14 protein-coding genes and 2 pseudogenes are annotated in these 17,372 nt (G+C 64.2%); 10 read left to right on the top strand and 6 right to left on the bottom strand.

Going from position 1 to position 17,372, the window contains the following annotated elements:
* Positions 1-497: 497 nt before the first annotated feature.
* Positions 498-2,573 (top strand): methyl-accepting chemotaxis protein, encoded by a 2,076-nt coding sequence (locus LCM15_RS15815; RefSeq protein WP_224858109.1) that lies wholly within the window; start codon positions 498-500, stop codon positions 2,571-2,573.
* Between the two features lie 368 nt (positions 2,574-2,941).
* Here LCM15_RS15815 and LCM15_RS15810 read toward each other — a convergent pair whose 3' ends face one another.
* The 3 genes from LCM15_RS15810 to LCM15_RS15800 form a co-directional block, all read right to left on the bottom strand.
* Entirely contained in the window at positions 2,942-3,718 is a 777-nt protein-coding gene (locus tag LCM15_RS15810; RefSeq protein ID WP_224858107.1) for an ATP-binding cassette domain-containing protein, read from the bottom strand.
* The gene (locus tag LCM15_RS15805; protein WP_224858105.1) at positions 3,715-4,779 is read right to left on the bottom strand and encodes an ABC transporter permease; all 1,065 of its coding nucleotides are present in this window, start codon (positions 4,777-4,779) and stop codon (positions 3,715-3,717) included. The genes LCM15_RS15810 and LCM15_RS15805 overlap by 4 nt, the downstream gene beginning before the upstream one ends.
* Positions 4,780-4,860: 81 nt before the next feature.
* Positions 4,861-5,877 carry a substrate-binding domain-containing protein gene (locus LCM15_RS15800; RefSeq protein ID WP_224858103.1) on the bottom strand — a complete coding sequence of 339 codons (1,017 nt, stop codon included), beginning with the start codon at positions 5,875-5,877 and terminating at the stop codon, positions 4,861-4,863.
* Between the two features lie 182 nt (positions 5,878-6,059).
* Here LCM15_RS15800 and LCM15_RS15795 point away from each other — a divergent pair, with 182 nt between their 5' ends.
* Positions 6,060-7,223 (top strand): ROK family transcriptional regulator, encoded by a 1,164-nt coding sequence (locus LCM15_RS15795; RefSeq protein ID WP_224858101.1) that lies wholly within the window; start codon positions 6,060-6,062, stop codon positions 7,221-7,223.
* Positions 7,224-7,729: 506 nt separating this feature from the next.
* On the opposite strand, the gene LCM15_RS15790 is transcribed toward LCM15_RS15795, so the two are convergent.
* The gene (locus LCM15_RS15790) at positions 7,730-8,860 is read right to left on the bottom strand and encodes a hypothetical protein (protein WP_224858099.1); all 1,131 of its coding nucleotides are present in this window, start codon (positions 8,858-8,860) and stop codon (positions 7,730-7,732) included.
* Here LCM15_RS15790 and LCM15_RS15785 point away from each other — a divergent pair.
* Positions 8,859-9,002 carry a hypothetical protein gene (locus LCM15_RS15785; protein ID WP_224858097.1) on the top strand — a complete coding sequence of 48 codons (144 nt, stop codon included), beginning with the start codon at positions 8,859-8,861 and terminating at the stop codon, positions 9,000-9,002. The two genes, LCM15_RS15790 and LCM15_RS15785, sit on opposite strands and share 2 nt — an antisense overlap.
* Before the next feature lie 517 nt (positions 9,003-9,519).
* Here the strand turns inward: LCM15_RS15785 and LCM15_RS15780 are convergent.
* Complete coding sequence (locus LCM15_RS15780) at positions 9,520-10,479, bottom strand: pyridoxal-phosphate dependent enzyme (protein ID WP_224858095.1); 960 nt, start codon at positions 10,477-10,479, stop codon at positions 9,520-9,522.
* Here LCM15_RS15780 and LCM15_RS15775 point away from each other — a divergent pair.
* From LCM15_RS15775 to LCM15_RS15745, 7 genes and pseudogenes are all read left to right on the top strand, one after another.
* Positions 10,478-11,068 (top strand): Lrp/AsnC family transcriptional regulator, encoded by a 591-nt coding sequence (locus tag LCM15_RS15775; RefSeq protein WP_318246066.1) that lies wholly within the window; start codon positions 10,478-10,480, stop codon positions 11,066-11,068. The two genes, LCM15_RS15780 and LCM15_RS15775, sit on opposite strands and share 2 nt — an antisense overlap.
* Entirely contained in the window at positions 11,065-11,274 is a 210-nt protein-coding gene (locus LCM15_RS15770; protein ID WP_224858093.1) for a hypothetical protein, read from the top strand. Before LCM15_RS15775 ends, LCM15_RS15770 begins: the two co-directional genes overlap by 4 nt.
* 88 nt (positions 11,275-11,362) lie before the next feature.
* Positions 11,363-11,779 carry a hypothetical protein gene (locus LCM15_RS15765; RefSeq protein WP_224858091.1) on the top strand — a complete coding sequence of 139 codons (417 nt, stop codon included), beginning with the start codon at positions 11,363-11,365 and terminating at the stop codon, positions 11,777-11,779.
* A gap of 20 nt (positions 11,780-11,799) precedes the next feature.
* Positions 11,800-12,123 (top strand): annotated as a pseudogene (locus LCM15_RS22905) (DUF4145 domain-containing protein); the annotation flags it as partial.
* A gap of 435 nt (positions 12,124-12,558) precedes the next feature.
* Positions 12,559-13,005, top strand: a complete 447-nt coding sequence (locus LCM15_RS15755) for a MarR family winged helix-turn-helix transcriptional regulator (RefSeq protein WP_224858089.1) — start codon at positions 12,559-12,561, stop codon at positions 13,003-13,005.
* Positions 13,002-14,795 (top strand): MFS transporter, encoded by a 1,794-nt coding sequence (locus LCM15_RS15750; protein WP_224858087.1) that lies wholly within the window; start codon positions 13,002-13,004, stop codon positions 14,793-14,795. The genes LCM15_RS15755 and LCM15_RS15750 overlap by 4 nt, the downstream gene beginning before the upstream one ends.
* A gap of 14 nt (positions 14,796-14,809) precedes the next feature.
* A complete protein-coding gene (locus LCM15_RS15745) occupies positions 14,810-15,865 on the top strand; it encodes an HlyD family secretion protein (RefSeq protein WP_224858085.1) in 1,056 nt (351 codons plus the stop codon).
* Positions 15,866-16,407: 542 nt separating this feature from the next.
* On the opposite strand, the pseudogene LCM15_RS15740 reads toward LCM15_RS15745, so the two are convergent.
* A pseudogene (locus tag LCM15_RS15740) lies at positions 16,408-17,223 on the bottom strand (IS110 family transposase); the annotation flags it as partial.
* Between the last annotated feature and the right edge of the window lie 149 nt (positions 17,224-17,372).

Genomic DNA, 17,372 nt, shown 5'->3' with positions numbered 1-17,372 from the left:
TCGTGGGTGACGTTCGCCCGAAGGATGGACTTCGCCCTCGCGCGGGGCGGTGATCCTGAAGGCTGAAGAGACGTTGCAGCGTTGGTTTGATAATGCCGGATCGGCGATCGGCCCCCGACGTTGATCCTGCCCCGGTTCTTCGGCGTTGCGTCTGCTCTCAAGAACCAGCTCGGCCAACCGGCGTGTCTCGATGAGCGCCGTGTCCGCGGTGCAGAGAGGTGTCGCCGGCCTCTGCTCTGGATGGCGCCCAGACCTTCCCAACGGTTTAAGACCCGCCATCGTTGGCGACGACCTAGGTCTGCCCGCAGGGATGGACCGTCCCTCTCTCTGATCCCCCTCCCGACGCGGCGCCGCATCGCACCCGCGAGAGCACCTCCGGGCCCATGCGCAGCCGCTTTAAGGGAGTATTGAGACTTCACGCGGTAGTGCTCGGGGACTTTCAGGCTTCGGGGACAGAAATGCTCAGACTGCGACATTCCGTTTCAAACCGGCTCCTCATGGCAACGGGGTCCGCGATCGCGGCCCTCGTCCTCGGATTGACCGCTCTCAGCGGCTGGCAGGCCGCGACCACCGCGCGCGAGCAGGTGCTCGAACTGGCCCAGGCAAAGGCTGCGAACATCGCCAGCGAGGTCGCGGTGGAAGTCACCGTCGCAACCGCCGCCGGGACCGCGCTCGCCGGCGCCCTGTCGGGATACCTCGAGACCGGGGAGGCCACCGATACCGGGCTGCTGCGGGCCATTCGGGCGGTGCCGTCGCAATACTCGCGCATCTTCGGCGCGTGGATCGCGGGTTTGCCGGACGGCGCGATCAACCGCAGGATCGACGGGGATCGCGCACGGAATGACGATTCGGTTCTGTCGGTGTGGTGGACCAAGAGCGGCAGCGACGGCCTGACCAACATTCCCTTCCCGGTGAACCCGGAAGCGGCGTGGTTCACCACCCCGCTCGAGACGGATGCCAGCGTGATCACCGACCCCTATATTGCAGAGGGCGGCTTTCTCATCACCAGCGTGGCGGTGCCGGTGCGCATCGACGGTCAGATCGTGGCGATCAGCGGGGTCGATATCACCCTCAATACGCTGGTGGACATGCTTGGCGGAATGAGCGCCTTCGACGGCGGTCTCACGCAACTCGTGAGCAGCAGCGGGCAGATGCTCGCAACGCCGGATCCGGAGCGATTGACCACGCCGTATGACGGGCCCGGCGCGGATCTCGTCACCGCCGCGCTCGAGGACGGCGCCCCCCGGCAGATCGAACTGCCCAACGGGGATTTGCGTCTTGTGTATCCGTTCACGGCCCCCGGCATGAACACGACTTGGGTTGCCCTCCTCGACGTTCCGAAGGCCGCGTTCGTCGCACCGGTGCGTCAGGAACTGATCAGCACCGGGCTCGAGGGGCTGGCGACGCTGGCGCTTGCTCTGCTCACGCTGCATGTCGTGACAGGCACGCTCCTGCGCAAGCCGCTGGCGCGGATGCTCGAGACGGTCGGCGAACTGGCCCAGGGGACCTACGGCAACGAGGTGCCCTATACGGGGCGCAGCGACGAAATCGGCGCGATGGCGACCTCGGTGGAAACCCTGCGGCACGGGCTTCTCGAGAAAACCGCGCTCGAGGCGCGGCAGGCGGAGCGTCAGGACGTGCAAGCGGCCGTCGTCGCACAGCTTGCCGGCGGCCTTGGCAAGGTGGCCCGCGGTGACCTCGAGGCGCATATCGAACAGGCCTTTCCCGCTGAATACGAGTCGCTCAGGCAGGACTTCAACGAGATGTTGCGGCGTCTCTCCGAGCTGGTGGGGCAGATCACCGATTCGACCCGCAGCATCGTGGATACGGTCAACGAGATTACCGGCGCGACCGGGGATCTGTCGCTGCGCACGGAACGGTCTGCCGCCACGCTCGAGCAAACCGCTGCGGCCCTGTCCGAGATGACAGACCTCGTCCGCGCAGCGGCGAACGCTGCACGTGAAACAGACAAGCTGGTCGGGGGCGTCAACGAGAAGGCACGCACCAGTTCCACGGTGGTCGGGGAGGCTGTGGAGGCAATGGGTCAGATCGAGGAGTCGTCCGACCGCATCCGCAGCATCATCAACGTGATCGATGACATCGCCTTCCAGACCAACCTGCTGGCACTCAATGCCGGGGTCGAGGCCGCGCGCGCGGGCTCGTCGGGGCAGGGGTTTGCGGTCGTTGCCTCTGAGGTGCGGACCCTCGCGCAGCGCACGTCCGACGCCGCGCGCGAGATCGGCGGGCTGATTTCCGACTCGGGGGATCAAGTCAGCCACGGGGTCGAACTCGTCGGACGCGCAAGTGGGGCCCTGCAGGAGATCATAGGCAGCATCGACGAGATATCCGGCCAGGTGAGCCGGATCGCATCCTCAAGTGACGAGCAAGCCGGCGGCATCGTCGAAATCAACACGGCGGTGGGCGAACTCGACAAAACCCAACAACACAACGCCGCAATGTTCGAGGAAACGAGCGCGGCCTGTGCAGCGCTTTCTGGCGGGGCAGAGGACCTGGAACGTCTCCTTGCGCAGTTCCGCATCGCTCCCGGCACCGCCAAACGCCAAGCGGCGTGAAGGCCGCCGCATGGCTTGGACTCGGGACCTATGAATTTCGGGCAGTTTTCGAGAGTCGGCGGCAGTGAGCAAAGTGCCGGACATGAAAGACCTCTTTTGCTCACCGGAGAGCAGCCGAAGCGCTTTCAGCTGTTCTTGCCGGCCTGTCCCGCGCGCGGTCTGCCGAAGGCAGCATAGCCCGGTGTATCGTGGACGCCTTCTTCGCTAATTCTGAGGCAAGGAGGCCATGATGAGCAGCGCGCGCCGGTGTAACCGCTGACTTGTCCTGCTGAGACGAAGAAATCGATCGGACGGCCCATGCTTGCGAAACTCGCAATTTCGCAGATCCAGCCCTTTCGGGGCAGGAGGTCGCGCCACCCGCCCCCGCGTCAGGCTGCGCGGGGGTCGTCCGGCTCCTTGGCGCCGGTCATGAAGGCCACGGCGTCGGACATGCTGTACTTCTTCGGATCGATCACGCAGAGGCGACGGCCGAGGCGGTGGACATGGATCCGGTCCGCCAGCTCGAAGACATGGGGCATGTTGTGGCTGATCAGGATGATCGGGATGCCCCGCTTTTTCACGTCCTGAATGAGTTCCAGCACGCGCCGGCTCTCCTTGACGCCGAGGGCCGCCGTCGGTTCGTCGAGAATGATCACCTTCGATCCGAACGCTGCTGCCCGCGCCACGGCGACACCCTGCCTCTGGCCGCCCGAAAGGGTTTCGACCGGCTGCCCGATGTTCTGGATGGTCATCAATCCGAGATCCGAGAGCTTCTGCCGGGCGAAGTCCTCCATCGCCTTTCGGTCGAGCTGACGCAGGACCTTTCCCATGAACCCCTTCTTCCTGATCTCGCGGCCCATGAACATATTGTCGGTGATCGACAGCGCCGGCGACATGGCGAGGGTCTGGTAGACGGTCTCGATCCCGGCCTCGCGCCCGTCGTTAGGCGACGTGAAGCGGACCGGTTGCCCCTCGACGTAGATCTCGCCCTCGTCGGCGGTCACGGCCCCCGACAACGCTTTGATCAAGGTCGATTTGCCGGCCCCGTTATCGCCGATCACGGCAAGGATCTCGCCCGGGTAGAGCTCGAAATCGCAGTTGTCCAGCGCGGTGACCTTGCCATAGCGCTTGGTCAGGTTCTTTGCAGAGAGAACGGGCTCAGTCATGCCGATACCTTTCTGATCCATTGGTCCACGGCGACGGCGACGATGATCAGCACGCCGATGAAGAAGTAGGTCCACTGCGCATCGGCCCCCAGAAGCCGCAGCCCCAGCGAGAAGACACCGACGATCAGCGCCCCGAATAAGGCGCCAAGGATCGACCCGCGCCCTCCGAACAGAGAGATGCCGCCGATCACCACGGCGGTGATGGATTCGATATTCGCCTCGTAGGCCGAGGTCGGGGAGACCGACCCGAGCCGCCCGATCAGGGCCCATCCGGCAAGGCCGCAGATCAGGCCGCCCAGCATGTAGACCGACATCAGGGTGCGGTGGACATTGACGCCCGAGAGCGCCGCGGCCTCGGCATCGTCGCCCACGGCATAGACGTGCCGCCCCCAGGCGGTGTTCTTCAACGCCCAGGCAAGCCCGAGCATCAGAAGGATCATGAAGACCACACCGACGGTAAAGACCGCGCCGCCGATCTCGAACCGCGTGCCCATGAACTGCAGGATGGGCGCGCTCGTCTCGATGTCCTGCGAGCGGATCGTCTCGTTGCGGGAATAGAGGTAGTTCGACGCCAGGATGATCTGCCACGTGCCCAGCGTGACGATGAAGGGCGGCAGCTTCATCTTGCTGACGAGCAGCCCGTTCAGCGCGCCGCAGAGCGTGCCGAACGCAAGCCCGGCCACGACCGCGATGGAGGGGGGGATCCCGTAGCGAAAGGCGAACTGGCCCATCACCACAGAGGAGAACACCGTGATCGCCCCCACCGACAGGTCGATCCCGGCGGTCAGGATGATCAGCGACTGCGCCGCCGCGACGATGCCGACGATCTGAACCTGCTGCAGGATCAGCGTCAGCGCAAAGGGCGAGAAGAACCGCGATCCCAGCAGCACCCCGAAGACGAGGATCGACGCCAGCAGGACGATCAGCGGCACCAGCGCGGGATTGCCATGAAGGACATCATGGACCCTGTGCAGCAAGCTTTTATCGCGACTTTCGAAAGAGGCGAAGTTCTCCTCACGCCGCGTTTTGACGACATCCTCGTAAGCGTCATCCTGGCTCATGTGCCGTCCCTCCCGTGACAGACGTTTCGACCGAGGCGCGTGCGCCTCGGCCCTTTCAGGCTTGGGGTCTCGCGGTCCGGGTCAGCCCCAGCACCGCTCCAGTCCCTCGTCCACGCTGATCGACGTGACGCCCTCGACCGGTTCGTCGGTCACAAGCTCGACCCCGGTGTCGAAGAAGTCCTTGCCCTCGGTCGGCTGCGGCAGCGTGCCGTCCTGCGCATACTGGTGGATCGCCTCGATCCCGAGGGCCGCCATGTCCAGCGGATATTGCTGTGCCGTCGCCCCGATCACCCCGTCGCGGATGTTCTGGACGCCCGGGCAACCGCCATCGACCGACACGATCAGCACGTCATCGGCGCGGCCAAGCGAGTCGAGCGCCTCATAGGCCCCCGCGGCGGCGGGTTCGTTGATCGTGTAGACCACGTTGATGTTGGGGTCCTTCGCCAGCAGGTTCTCCATGGCCTGGCGGCCGCCTTCCTCGTTGCCCTGCGTCACGTCGTGTCCGACGATGCGCGGGTCGTCCTCGTCGCCGTAGCGGGCCGCATCCTTGATATCGATCCCGAAGCCCTGCATGAATCCCTGGTCGCGCAGCACGCCCACCGTGGGCTGGCTGACGTTCAGATCGAGGAACGCGATGCGCGCGTTCTCGGCCTCATCGCCAAGCTTGGCGGCGGCCCATTGCCCGATCAGCTCACCGGCGCGGAAATTATCGGTCGCGAAGGTCGCGTCCGCCGCATCGGCCGGGCTCAGCGGCGTATCGAGGGCAATCACGATGGCCCCCGCCTGCTGGGCCTGCTCGACCGAGGACACGATCGACGAGGTGTCCGAGGCCAGCAGCAGGATGCCGTCGGCTTCGGCGGCGATGCAGGTCTCGATCGCCTGGGCCTGGGTCTCGTGGTCGCCGTCATACTTGCCGGCGAAGTTCATCAGCTTGATGCCCAGCTCCTCGGCCTTCTGCTGCGCGCCTTCGCGCATCTTCACGAAGAACGGGTTGGTGTCCGTCTTGGTGATCAGGCAGGCCGTCGTCTGGTCCTGCGCCATCGCCGCGCCGCCGGACACGGCAAGCGCCATGGCCGTGAGTGCCGTTGCGTATTTCATGATGTCTCCTCCTGACGTTTTGCGCCCGGGTGCGACGGGTCAGACCTGCCGAACTGCCGTAGGCGGCCGACTCCTCCTGCCGGCAGACAAAGCATGGACCATCGAAAAAGCGCTCGTCAATGCTTTTCTAAACTTGATTTACGAAGTCTAGTTTACAAAAGTGATCGGAGGGAGGTGCCGATATGGACGATGCTGTGCAAGATCGTTTGGCCGCCGCGCAGGAGCGCAGCGCCAACGAACGGGCGATCCTGAACCTGTTGCGGCAGGAGGGGCCGACGCCCGCGTCCGAGGTCGCCCGGCGGATGGACCTTTCGGTGCAGTCGGCCTCGGTCATCACCCGCAAGCTCGAGGCCGAGGGGCTCGTCCAGCGCGGCGCGCCGGTCCGGGGTGGGATCGGCAAACCGTCGCGGCCAATCAGCCTCGACCCGAACGGCGCGTTCTCGATCGGGCTGCGGATCGGCCGGCGGCGGTCCGACCTGATCCTCATCGATTTCGAGGGCCGGGTGCTGGGCCAGCGCACGGCCACCTATGCCTATCCGACGCCCTCCCTGTGCCTCGACCTCGCGCGGAGCGGGCTCGAGGCGTTCGGCAAGATCCTCACGCCGGACCAGCAAGAGCGCATCGCTGGGATCGGGATCGGGATGCCCTTCGACCTGTGGAACTGGCTGGATCTTCTCGACGCCCCGCAGGCCGAGATGCGGGCCTGGCGCGACTTCCCCGCGCAAGAGGCCTTCTCCGAGGCGCTCGGTCTGCCCGCCTTCGTCGGCAATGACGGCTCGCTCGCCTGCCACGGCGAGCATCTTTTCGGCGCGGCGCGAGACCTGCCGGATTTCGGCTACATCTATGTCGGCGCCTTCCTGGGCGGCGGCATCGTCCTCGACGGGCGCCTCTATCTCGGGACGCGCGGCAATGCCGGGGCGCTGGCGTCGCTGCCCGTGCCAGGGGTGGACGGTGCCATGACGCAGATGGTCGAGCTCGCCTCGATCCACAGTCTCGAACGTCGCCTCGATGCGCGCAGTCCCGGGGAGGGCGCGTCGCTGTTGAAGCCCGACGCCTGGGTCGGTTTCGACGATCTGAAGGCGAGCTGGATCGAAGAGACGGCCCGCCAGCTCGCGGCGGCGAGCATGACCCTCGTGGCCGTCCTCGATCTTCCCGTCGTCGTCATCGACGGCAGCTTTCCCTCCGAAGTACGGGAGACGTTGGTGTCGCGGGTCAACGCCCTCGTCTCGGACTGGGACGCAAGGGGTATCCACCGCCCGCAGATCGTCGCCGGCACGCTGGGAACCAAAGCTTGCGCGCTCGGCGCCGGCTATCGTCCGATCGTCGGACGCCACCTGGTGGAGTGACGCCTTCCGGTCATTGCATTGTAGACTGCCCGCCTGTGTCTACCGATCCGATTGATCTGGTCGAACGGAGTGCGACGCGGTTTTGAAGCGACACTCTGCGAAACTGAGCTGCCAACCGCTCCGTGCCGATTTCGGCAGGCCCGCGAAGGAGCTTCGGCTGCGCAGCGAGCAACCGCTCTCCGCCCGATTTGGCGTGCGGGTGTTCGTGCGCCGCGCTCTGCACGACTGTCACGAAAGGCTGGGAGCGGTCATCAGCTGAGCCTGGCGTGACGGTCGGGTCAGGGCCGCAATACCAGAAGTTATGGCCAATACCCCGGCGCGGTCGCACAGCATATGCGCGCCTTAAACGGATCCTGTGGCGTCGAGGATCTCGCGGCGACGCTGGACTGAGACGTGAGACGAGAGACGATGGTCGACGAAAGCTCAGGAGCAGCCCGACGGATGGGGCTGCTCCTAATGGCGAAGGCGAGCGTGTCTCCGCCCCGATCTACAGGATTCGAAAGGTCTTACGAGACAGCCCGCGCGACACGAAGCATCTGAAGGAGTTCGTACTCCGAGTCCTGCAATTCGACGATCTGGCCATTCAGAACCGCATAATTGCTGCCAGTATCCAGCTGCGGCAGACGATAAAGGTCGATCAGTTCACGCTGTGTCAGGGCTGCAGCCGGTGCAATGCTGGAACCGTCAGATATATCTCTCACCTGTGCAAGCTGGTTCACCAGAAGCAAAGACCGGTAGTCGTCGTCATCAAGGAGGACTGGCATGCCGTCGATCAGAGCATACCGCCGGCCATCCGGAGCGGGCTCGAGATCGAAGAGGTCCGCGATCTGGTCCGACTGGAGCAACAGGTACTCGGGATCCGGCTCGACATCGAAATCTGAACCGAGCCAATCGTTGCGGCGCTCGAGCCAGAGATCATCGTACCGATCTTCGTCGTAAGACGCCCAGTCGTCATAGGTCACGCCCTTCTTGGCCAAGCCGGGCGGCACGCAGGGCGGGTCTTTCTTGGCAAGGCCCGGGGGGCAGTTGCGGTAGGTGATCAATTCATCTTCGGGGATGTCTGATACAAGCATCTGCGGTGTCGCCAACGCCAGCGCCGTCGCGCCCAAGACACGTGTCATATCACGTCCATCGGGTGCCGGTGTCGAGACAAGGCGGCGCACAGCGCTCTCGCGCTCTGCTTCGGAAAAGCCGCGACGGCCCTTGGCGCCATTGCCCTTGCCACCGGCCGCCTGCGTGACATCGCTGCCTTTTGCCCTGGCCTTCCCGCCGCCTGCATGTTCGGGCTTGCCGTTGCCGTTGCCGTTGCCGTTGCCGTTGCCGTTGCCGTTGCCGTTGCCGTTGCCGTTGCCGTTGCCGTTGCCGTTGCCGTTGCCGTTGCCGTTGCCGTTGCCGTTGCCGTTGCCCGCCTGAGCATGTCCTTTGCCCGGCTTCGCGGAGGCATTGCCCGAGTGGCCGTTTCCTTTGCCGGGCTTGCCGCCGTTGCCTTTTCCGTTGCCATTGTTGCCCTTGGCAAGCCAGAGGTGTTGGGGGCTGACTGCTTCAGCGAAGCCGCGCTCGGCGTGGATCGGGGCCGCAGCCAGGGATGTGGAGGAGAGTGCAAGCGCAAAGGCGCTGCCGATTAGGATTTTACTCATGTCAGACGCCTTTCGTTTGGGCGTTCAACGCGACAAGCAGGCAAGCTGTTCCCTGCCGCTGCTTGCCATCGGAACCGGCTGGTTCTTTTACCCCGTGGTTTTCGAAGGCGCGCGGCGCATGAGCCATGGACAGCAAAGCTAGGGGCCTCTCCAGTTTTTTTCGGCCAGGTCATACATGGAAACCTGTTGGCGCGACGGCATGGCCATCGGATTGCGGGGACCCGGTTGCCGACATTCTCGACAGCTGGATTGGGTGGCAGGTGGGCGCGCCACAGGCCCCGCGCTTCGTTGGCCTGTCGCACGCGAGGTGAGGGGCCGCCGAACCGGCTCCGTTGCGCGACAGGCAAGACATCTCGCCGAGGTCCTATCGACGTGGTCGACGTGCAGTGATCATACAGTTTTCAGACATGCCGTTCTCTATGGCGCAGCGAGCGGCAACTCCGTCCCGCATTGCTTCCCCTCAAGCGATACGCTGCCGACGTCTGCTCACGGCCCTCCGTGCCAGGTTTTTTCTGGGCTGGGGCTGTTCGATCGGTCGCGGCGGTCTGCAGACCTTCGGGCGATGCGCAGCGGATGTCCGGTTCGCGCCCGTTTCCATAAATGCCGCAATCAGGTTGATTTGGCTGCTCGGACGCATTGCGGTCGCGCCGAAGGTCGGGTCAGCCAGCGACCGGACCCTCGCTGAGGATCACGAGCGGGCGCTCTCCGCCCATCCGCATCCAGCCCGCCACGCCCGCCGCTCCCGAGGGCGTCGTTGCAAGGCCCTCGGCTGCCATCAGCTCGAAGGCCGCCGCAGCCTCGGCTTCGGACACTGTTTCAAACGCATCCGCCGTCTCGCGCAGGATGTCGAAGGCCAGAAGGGACGGCGTTTTGCAGTCGAGCCTGCCCATCTTGGAAACAGGACCGTCGACCGTGATGATGCGACCCGCGCGCATGCTCTCGCGCAGGCAAGGGGCCGCCTCAGGTTCGATCACGACAATGCGCGGCTGCACGGGCCAGGCGGCGCGGATGCGCGCCGCCATCGCGGCGGCGAGACCCCCGACGCCCGCCTGAAGGTAGACGATGTCGGGCCAGGCGTCAGCGCCAGGCCCGGCGGTCTTGAACGCCTCCCGCAGCTCTTCGGCGATCACGGTATAGCCCTCCATGACCAGCCGAGGCGGCTCCGTGTAGCCGGGCCAGGATCCATCAGCGAGGTGGATCGCGCCCGTCGCCTCGGCATCCGCGATCGCTGCGGCGATGGAAGCCTCGTAGGTGTCGCCGGAGCGGACGACTGTGGCCCCTTCGGCGCGCAGGCGGTCGGCGAAGTGCTCTGACACCGTGCGCGCGATGTGGATGCGGGCCTTCGCTCCAAAGACCCGTGCGCCGGCCGCGACCGACAGTCCGTGGTTCCCTGCGCTCGCGGTGACGAAGGTCACGTCGGCCCGTCCTCTTGCCTCGATCAGCCGCAGCACTGCGTAGGCCCCGCCCAAGGCCTTGAACGAGCCGAGCCCCATGCGCGTCCTTTCATCCTTGATCCAGAGCGGTCGCCCGCCTGGTCTCTGCCTGTGGAGCGGGGTCGGCGCATGGTTGGGGCATCGGGCAAGGCGGGCGCGCACGGGCGCGGGGTCAAGTAGGGTCATGAGCGTAGTTTGCCATAGTCATATGCTGGGTTTGTGGCACCGTTTCTCGGAAAACGAGAAAGATTTCCGTCCAAGCCGCCATCCGTGCTACCATCTCCTCATGATGACGCCGACGTTAGATGCTGCCGACTGCACGCTGCTCGCGAACCTCCAGCGCGACGGGCAGGTCAAGCTCGACCGGCTCGCTGAAGAGACGGGACTGTCAGTCGCCACCGTGCAAAGGCGCCTAACCCGGCTGCGCCGGAACGGTGTCATCACGGGTACCGTCGCGGTGCTTGATCCTGCCGCACTTGGGCAGGCGATGACCTTCGTCGTCTCGGTCGAACTTGAGCGCGAGCGGCCAGACCAGATCGACGGCTTCGCGCGCACCGCCTGCGCCGAACCCCAGGTCCAGCAGTGCCATTACGTGACCGGCGAGGGTGACTTCGTTCTGATTTGCGTTGCCCGCGACATGGCTGATTTTGAAGCTCTCACCCGGCGTCTTTTCTTCGACCAGCCCAACGTGCGCCGCTTCCGAACTTCGGTGGTGATGACCAGCTACAAGCGCACTCTCGACGTGCCGACCGATGGGCCAAGCATCGACAGATGATGCAGGCCGAGTGTCGCGGTTTGGAAAAGATGCGCGAGCATGACCCGCTGGGCCAAACGCGTATGGAAAGCCGCTCATCCCGCTTCGGTGTTCGGCGCGCAGCACTGCTGAAAGTCCGGTTCGAGCCCAATTTACCAATTTCTGCTTCGCAGCAAATGACTGATCTCAACGACTTTCAACAAACGTTCAACAACCACTTGGACTAGGCGCCGCATTTCGGTGGAGCCACACAGATTTTTTGCTCTTGTTAAAACGCCGAGGAATTGAGGTCTGGGTGTCGTGAGAGGTTCAAAGATGGAATTCGATATCATTTCGGTGCAAGAGCCCACTTGGGCCGATGTCGAACATAGCGCAATAAATTGCAGGCTACGCACCACAGCCTACTCAAAAGAGCTGCCATTCACGGCAAGGCCGAGCGACACGGAGGCGCATGGTCGTGAGGTTTTTAGACGGTGTGTGAGTGGTGAATTCGGTGAGATTCAGCCCTACGCTGCGTCACAATACACAGAAGATCACGGCACATCTCTGACACTACCTAAGTGGGTATCAGCATGGCCAGAAGTCCATGATTTCATAATTGAAGCAAACGCCGAAAACGCCAGGAACTCGCCCCGAGCAATCGCACTTGTCTGGGGATCAATGGTTGAGACCATGTTGAATTTGTTCATTGCGCAGCAGCTCAAAAAGAAAGATCCACCGCAAAAAATCTAACATATGGGAACGGTACAAAATGCGGAGAAACATTTGAGGCTCGGATAAAAGGCGCCTACTCTCAAGAAATGATTGATGAAGATCTTGTTAAACACCTTCATGCAATACGAGAAATTCGAAATGTTTGTGCTCACGAGTGGGACCTCAGCCGTAAAAATGGAGAGGTCCGTAAGTTGGACGAAAACTTGAAGCTACTGCAGTCCGCCTACTTCCCAGATTTTCTGCTAGATGACTTCGAATCTCTTATCAAAATGCTGTTCAGCTCCGCTTGTTGCAGAATAATCATTCAGCTCGCAGCGTGCTCTGCTCCGGATGACGGAGGGACACTCGTCTCGGAAACCTAAAATATTTCGAAAAATAGCGGGTTCCCCCAAGTGTTGATCGGTATGTCTAATTGCAACTTAATGAGTGTGACACCAACGTTCGCCTTGTCCGCATTGCGGACCTCGGCGCCATGGGCGGTGCGACGCGGTGCCGAGAAGGTTCGGTTTGGTGAAGCTGCGCTGCGGCAACGGTGATCCTGGCCAATGTGGGCTTCGGGCCATGCGCGTTGGCGGAACCTTCTCGACGGGCATCTCGGAGCGCCGCGCTGGCGCAAGGCGGCTTTGAGACCTTCCATGCGTCTTTGGGGTTCGGACCCTCGCACCGGATAGTCGGGCGTGGTTGGTGGGATGCCCTGCGCAGCCACGGTCGGCAGCATTGATATTCGCTTTGGCATTGAAATCCTCGGAGCGCGTATATAGATGCAGTGCTAACTATTAGCAGGCTATAGAATCGCGATGTCCCGTTCCGAAGACCCCAAGCTAGGCCTCATCCGCACGCTCGGCGCGCTGACGCGCAAGGTGCGTACCCTCTTCGACGCCCGCGCAAGCGAATACGGGCTGACCGAAGCGCGGGCGCGGCTGCTGCTTCACTTGACGCAGAGCTGTCCGCTGACGCAGGGCGAGCTGGCCGACGCGATGGACGTGGAACCGCCGACCATGGCGCGATTGATCGACGGCATGGAGGCAGGCGGCTTGGTGCGCCGGGAAGCCGTTCCCGGCGACCGCCGGCAGCGCCACATCGTCCTGACGGAAGCGGCCCAAAGCCAGGCCGAGGCTGTTCTGGTTCTGACTGCGCAGTTGCGTACGGAGGTCCTGGCGGGGATCTCGGAAGAGGAGCTTGCGATCACGCATCGCGTCGTCTGCCGGATGCTCGACAACGTCGCGAAGGCGGGGCGATCATGACCGAAGGCAGCGAAACCCCGCAGCGGGATCAGGCCCTCAGCGCTGCACAAGATGAGACCAGCGCGCACCGGCAACCGAGCGGGGGGGCCGCGGAAGAGGTCCCGCGCGAAGCGCCGGAGACCCCGGACGAGGCTCAGGAGCCCGCAGCCCCGCCCCAAGGCCTGACGATGCCGCCGTGGCGCGCTTGCGGCTATTTCGCGACCGCTGTGGTGCTCGCGCTGGCACAGGGCTTCGGCCAGTCGGTGATCTCGGCCAATGCCCAGCAATTGCAGGGCAGCTTCGCGACCACCCAGGCCGAGACCGCCTGGCTGACCGCGGCCTACATGGCGCCCAACGTCTCGCTCACGCTGGCCCTGATCAAGATACGCGGCCAGTTCGGGATCCGCCGCTTCGCGGAAATCTCCATCGTCTGCTTCGTGCTTGCGGCGCTGCTGAACTTCTCGGCCGAGGGGTTCGGCCCCAACCTTGCCGTGCGGTTCCTGTCCGGGGTCGCCGCCGCGCCGATGACCTCGCTCGCCTTCCTCTACATGCTCGAGCCCCTGCCGCCGCAGCGCAAGATGAATGTCGGCCTCTCGGCGGCGCTGACCTTCATCTTCATGGGCTCTCCGGTCACCCGGTTGATCTCGCCGCACCTTCTCGAGATCGGGCTATGGCATGCGCTGACCAGCATGGAGGTCACGCTCGCCGCGATCGGGCTGGGCCTGATCTACCTGCTGCCGCTGAAGACCCCGCCCACCCCGATGAAGATCGAGGCAGGCGACGTGATCTCTTTCCTCTTCATCGCGGTAAGCTTCGGGTGTCTCGCCGTGGCGGCCGTGACCGGCCCCATCTACTGGTGGACGGAGCACGCCTGGCTGGGCCTGCTGCTTGCCGGCGGCATCGCGGCCTTCGCCGTCGCAGCCTGCATCGAGCTCAACCGCGCCGAACCGCTTCTGGATATCCGCTGGCTCGCCAGCCCCGCCATTTTGCACTTCACGGCTGCGATCCTGCTGTTCCGGCTGGTGCTGAGCGAACAGACCTCCGGCGCGGCGGGCCTGTTCCGGTCGCTGGGGCTGCTCAACCAGGAAATGCAGGGCCTTTGGCTGGTCGTCATGGCGGCCACGTTGCTCGGTGGCGCGATCTGCGCGGTGCTGCTGAAGCCGGGGCGCGAGTTTCAGTTCCATACCGTCGCGCTTGCCCTGCTGATCGCGGGCTCCCTGATGGATGCGCGCTCGACCGCACAGACCGTCCCCTCGGACATGTACCTGTCGCAGGCGATGGTGGGCCTGGCCTCGGCGCTGTTCCTGCCACCGGCATTGCTGTCGGGCCTGATGTCGGCCTTGGCCAAGGGTCCGAACTACATCCTGACTTTCGTGATCGTCTTCCTGACGACCCAGAAGCTCGGCGGTATGTTCGGCGGCGCAATCTTCTCCAGCTTCGTGAGGGTTCGCCAGCAGCTTCATGTTCAGCGGCTCTCGGAATCCCTGTCCGTCACCGACCCGCTGGTCGCCGAGCGCCTCGCGACCACGAGCAACGCCCTGTCGGCGCAGCTCGGGGATCCCGCCCTGGCCTCGGCCAAGGCTGCGTCGCAGTTGGCGGGGGAGGTCCAGACCCAGGCGTCTGTCATGGCCTACAACGACGCGTTCCTGACCATCGCCGCCGCGTCCGCCGGGGCGTTGACGCTGCTTTTGAGCCATGCGGCCCTCAAGGCATGGCAGGTCCGTGCCTCCACTGCCGCTCCGGAAGAGGCAGAGATCGAAACAGAAGAGCGCGCGCCGCTGGCGGAGACGCCGCGGGCCCAGGCCGCTTGATACGAGGTTACAAGATGCTTTCGAAATTCACCCGTCATATCGCCACTGTCCTCGCCGCCACCGTCGGTGTCCTGGGCACGGTGGGCGTGCTCTATGCCTGGGGCTTGCCGCCGTTCGAGCCCACGGCCCGAATGACGGAAGATGCCTATGTCCGTGGCAAGGTGACCTTTCTTGCGCCGCAAGTGGCCGGCGAAGTGTCCGAGGTCGTGGTCCAAGATTTCCAGGACGTCGAGAAGGGCGATCTGCTGATCCGGCTGGACGATTCCACCTATGCCCAGCAGCTCGCCCAAGCCGAGGCGCAACTGGACTCCGCGCGCGCCGGCCTCGCAAGCGCCCGGCAGGAGCGCCTCTCTGCGCAGGCCAACGTCGAATCCGCCGAGGCCGGGGTAGACTCGGCTCAGGCTGCACTGGACGTGGCCCGCGTCGACCTTGATCGGGCGACGGAATTGCGTGGACGGGATGTCATCACGGAGCGTGACGCGCAACACCAGCAACTCACCTTCGACCAGGCCCGGGCCGCGCTGCGTCAAGCCAAGGCGCAGGCCGAGACCGCGCGGCAGAACGTCGAGTCCGTCGCCGTCGAACGGCAGTCCCGCGCGGCCGCGGTGGAACAGGCTGAGGCCGCCGTCAATCTGGCCCGGATCAACCTCGAGCGCACCCGTATCCTCGCGCCGGTTGACGGCAAGCTGGGGGAAGTTTCCGCGCGGGTCGGACAATACGTCACGCCCGGCTCCCGGTTGGCCTCGCTCGTGCCCGAGCGCAAGTGGATCGTGGCCAACTTCAAGGAGACGCAGGTGGCGGGGATGACTGTCGGAGAGAGGGTCAGCTTCACGGTCGATGCCCTGGGCGGCGCGCGGCTCACCGGGCGGATCGACGGCTTCTCTCCCGCGACCGGCTCGGAATTCAGTATTCTCGGCAGTTCGAACGCCACCGGCAACTTCATCAAGATCGCCCACCGGCTGCCGGTGCGGATCGCGATCGACCCGGACCAACCTTTCACCGCGCGTCTGGTGCCGGGCATGTCCGTGGTCGCCCGAGTGGAAACCGGCGCTGGGAAAGAGCGCTTTTGAAAGCTGGTGGAGAGGCAAGTCACCTCAGCCCCATCGCGCCATGCCTTCAAAGCCGGGTTCGTCCGCGGGTCAGACGCGCGCGAGCCGCAGCGAAGGTCGGGAGTGAGCCGGAACTTCCAACTGCCGCACGATGAGCGAATGGCTGATGTCGTCGCTCGAACGAGAGGCATTTGCGCATGAACCGGATCGATCGAGCAGCCTGCCATTACCTAGGGTCAGGACTTCGGTAGCAGGGGCGTCCCAGTCAAGGTCTTTCGCACATGTCAAATGTCCCGCTTAACCGGGGACTTGTCCTTTGAGCCGTTGATCCGCTTCCCTATTCGGCGGCCTTCTTTTGAGATCGACCCGGGTACATGCTTCGGTCCGTGGTCGGCGCGGTGGCTGCCAACATGATGCTGGTTCAATGCAATTCCGGTGTGCCCATCTCATTGGCGTGCTCGACATGGTCGGTATCAGTCCCGAGCACGGCATCACCGGAACCGCGTCCCGTGGGGACCTCGAAGGCCCGCGATTAGGCGGGCAGCAGTCTGGAAGCTGTGTCGTCAACCGGCATAAAGCACCGGCGTATCGAAGCGGAAGTCGGTGTCATCCTTCCACATCCGGTGCTGGATCACGGCGATACGTCGGGCCAGCGCAACCATTGCGCGCTTGGTGCCCCGGCGGCGCGCGAGTTTCGCCGCCCAGGTTCGCAGCCATGTTGCCCGCCCGCGATGCATCATGACGGTGGCAGCCTGACACAGGGCACGACGCAGGTTGACGTCGCCCGCCTTGGTGAGCCCGCCCGAGATGTCGCGCTCGCCAGACTGGTTGCGAGATGGCGTCAGACCGACCCACGGCCCGACCTTTTTCGAGGATGTGAAGCGACCGGGATCAACGATCGCAGATCGGTAGGTCAGTGCGACGACCACGCCAATCCCGGGCATCGACATTTGGCGCAGACAGACCGGATAGTCATGAGCAAGTTGGCGGACATGGCGAAGGCCTGCCAGTTCTCGCCGCAGCGCTGCCCGTGCGCGAAGCATGGGTTGGGTTGCCGCTACTAGCATCGGATTGCCTGCCGCAAGTTCGCGGATCCGCTGTTCGAACCGGCTCCGCGATATGGTGCCGACCTTGAGGCCGAAGTTCCGCAGCAGCCCGCGCAGTGACATTTCCAGCGTGATGAACCCTTGCTGCACGGCCTTCCGGGCGTTGAGCACAGCGCGGACCTCTTGTGCGGAGACTGATTTGCAGTGAACCGGTCGGGACCAGCCGAGGTGCAGCAGGCGTGCGATCCCTTCCGCATCCCGGCGGTCCGTCTTGATCGGCATGGCCTTCAAGGCGCCTTTCACCTGCCGAGTTTCCATCAGCACGACAGGTAGTTCAACCGCGGACTGAATAGCCCCGTGTATCGTGGACGCCTTCTTTGCTAATTTTGAGGCGAGGAGGCCATGATGAGCAGCACCAAGTTCAGCGACGATTTCAAGAGAGACGCCGTCGCGCAGATCACCGAGCGGGGCTATCCGGTCAG

This window comes from Salipiger bermudensis, from assembly GCF_020171625.1.
GTDB classification, from domain to species: Bacteria; Pseudomonadota; Alphaproteobacteria; order Rhodobacterales; family Rhodobacteraceae; genus Salipiger; species Salipiger bermudensis_B.
This window is presented reverse-complemented; position numbering and strand designations above follow the sequence as displayed.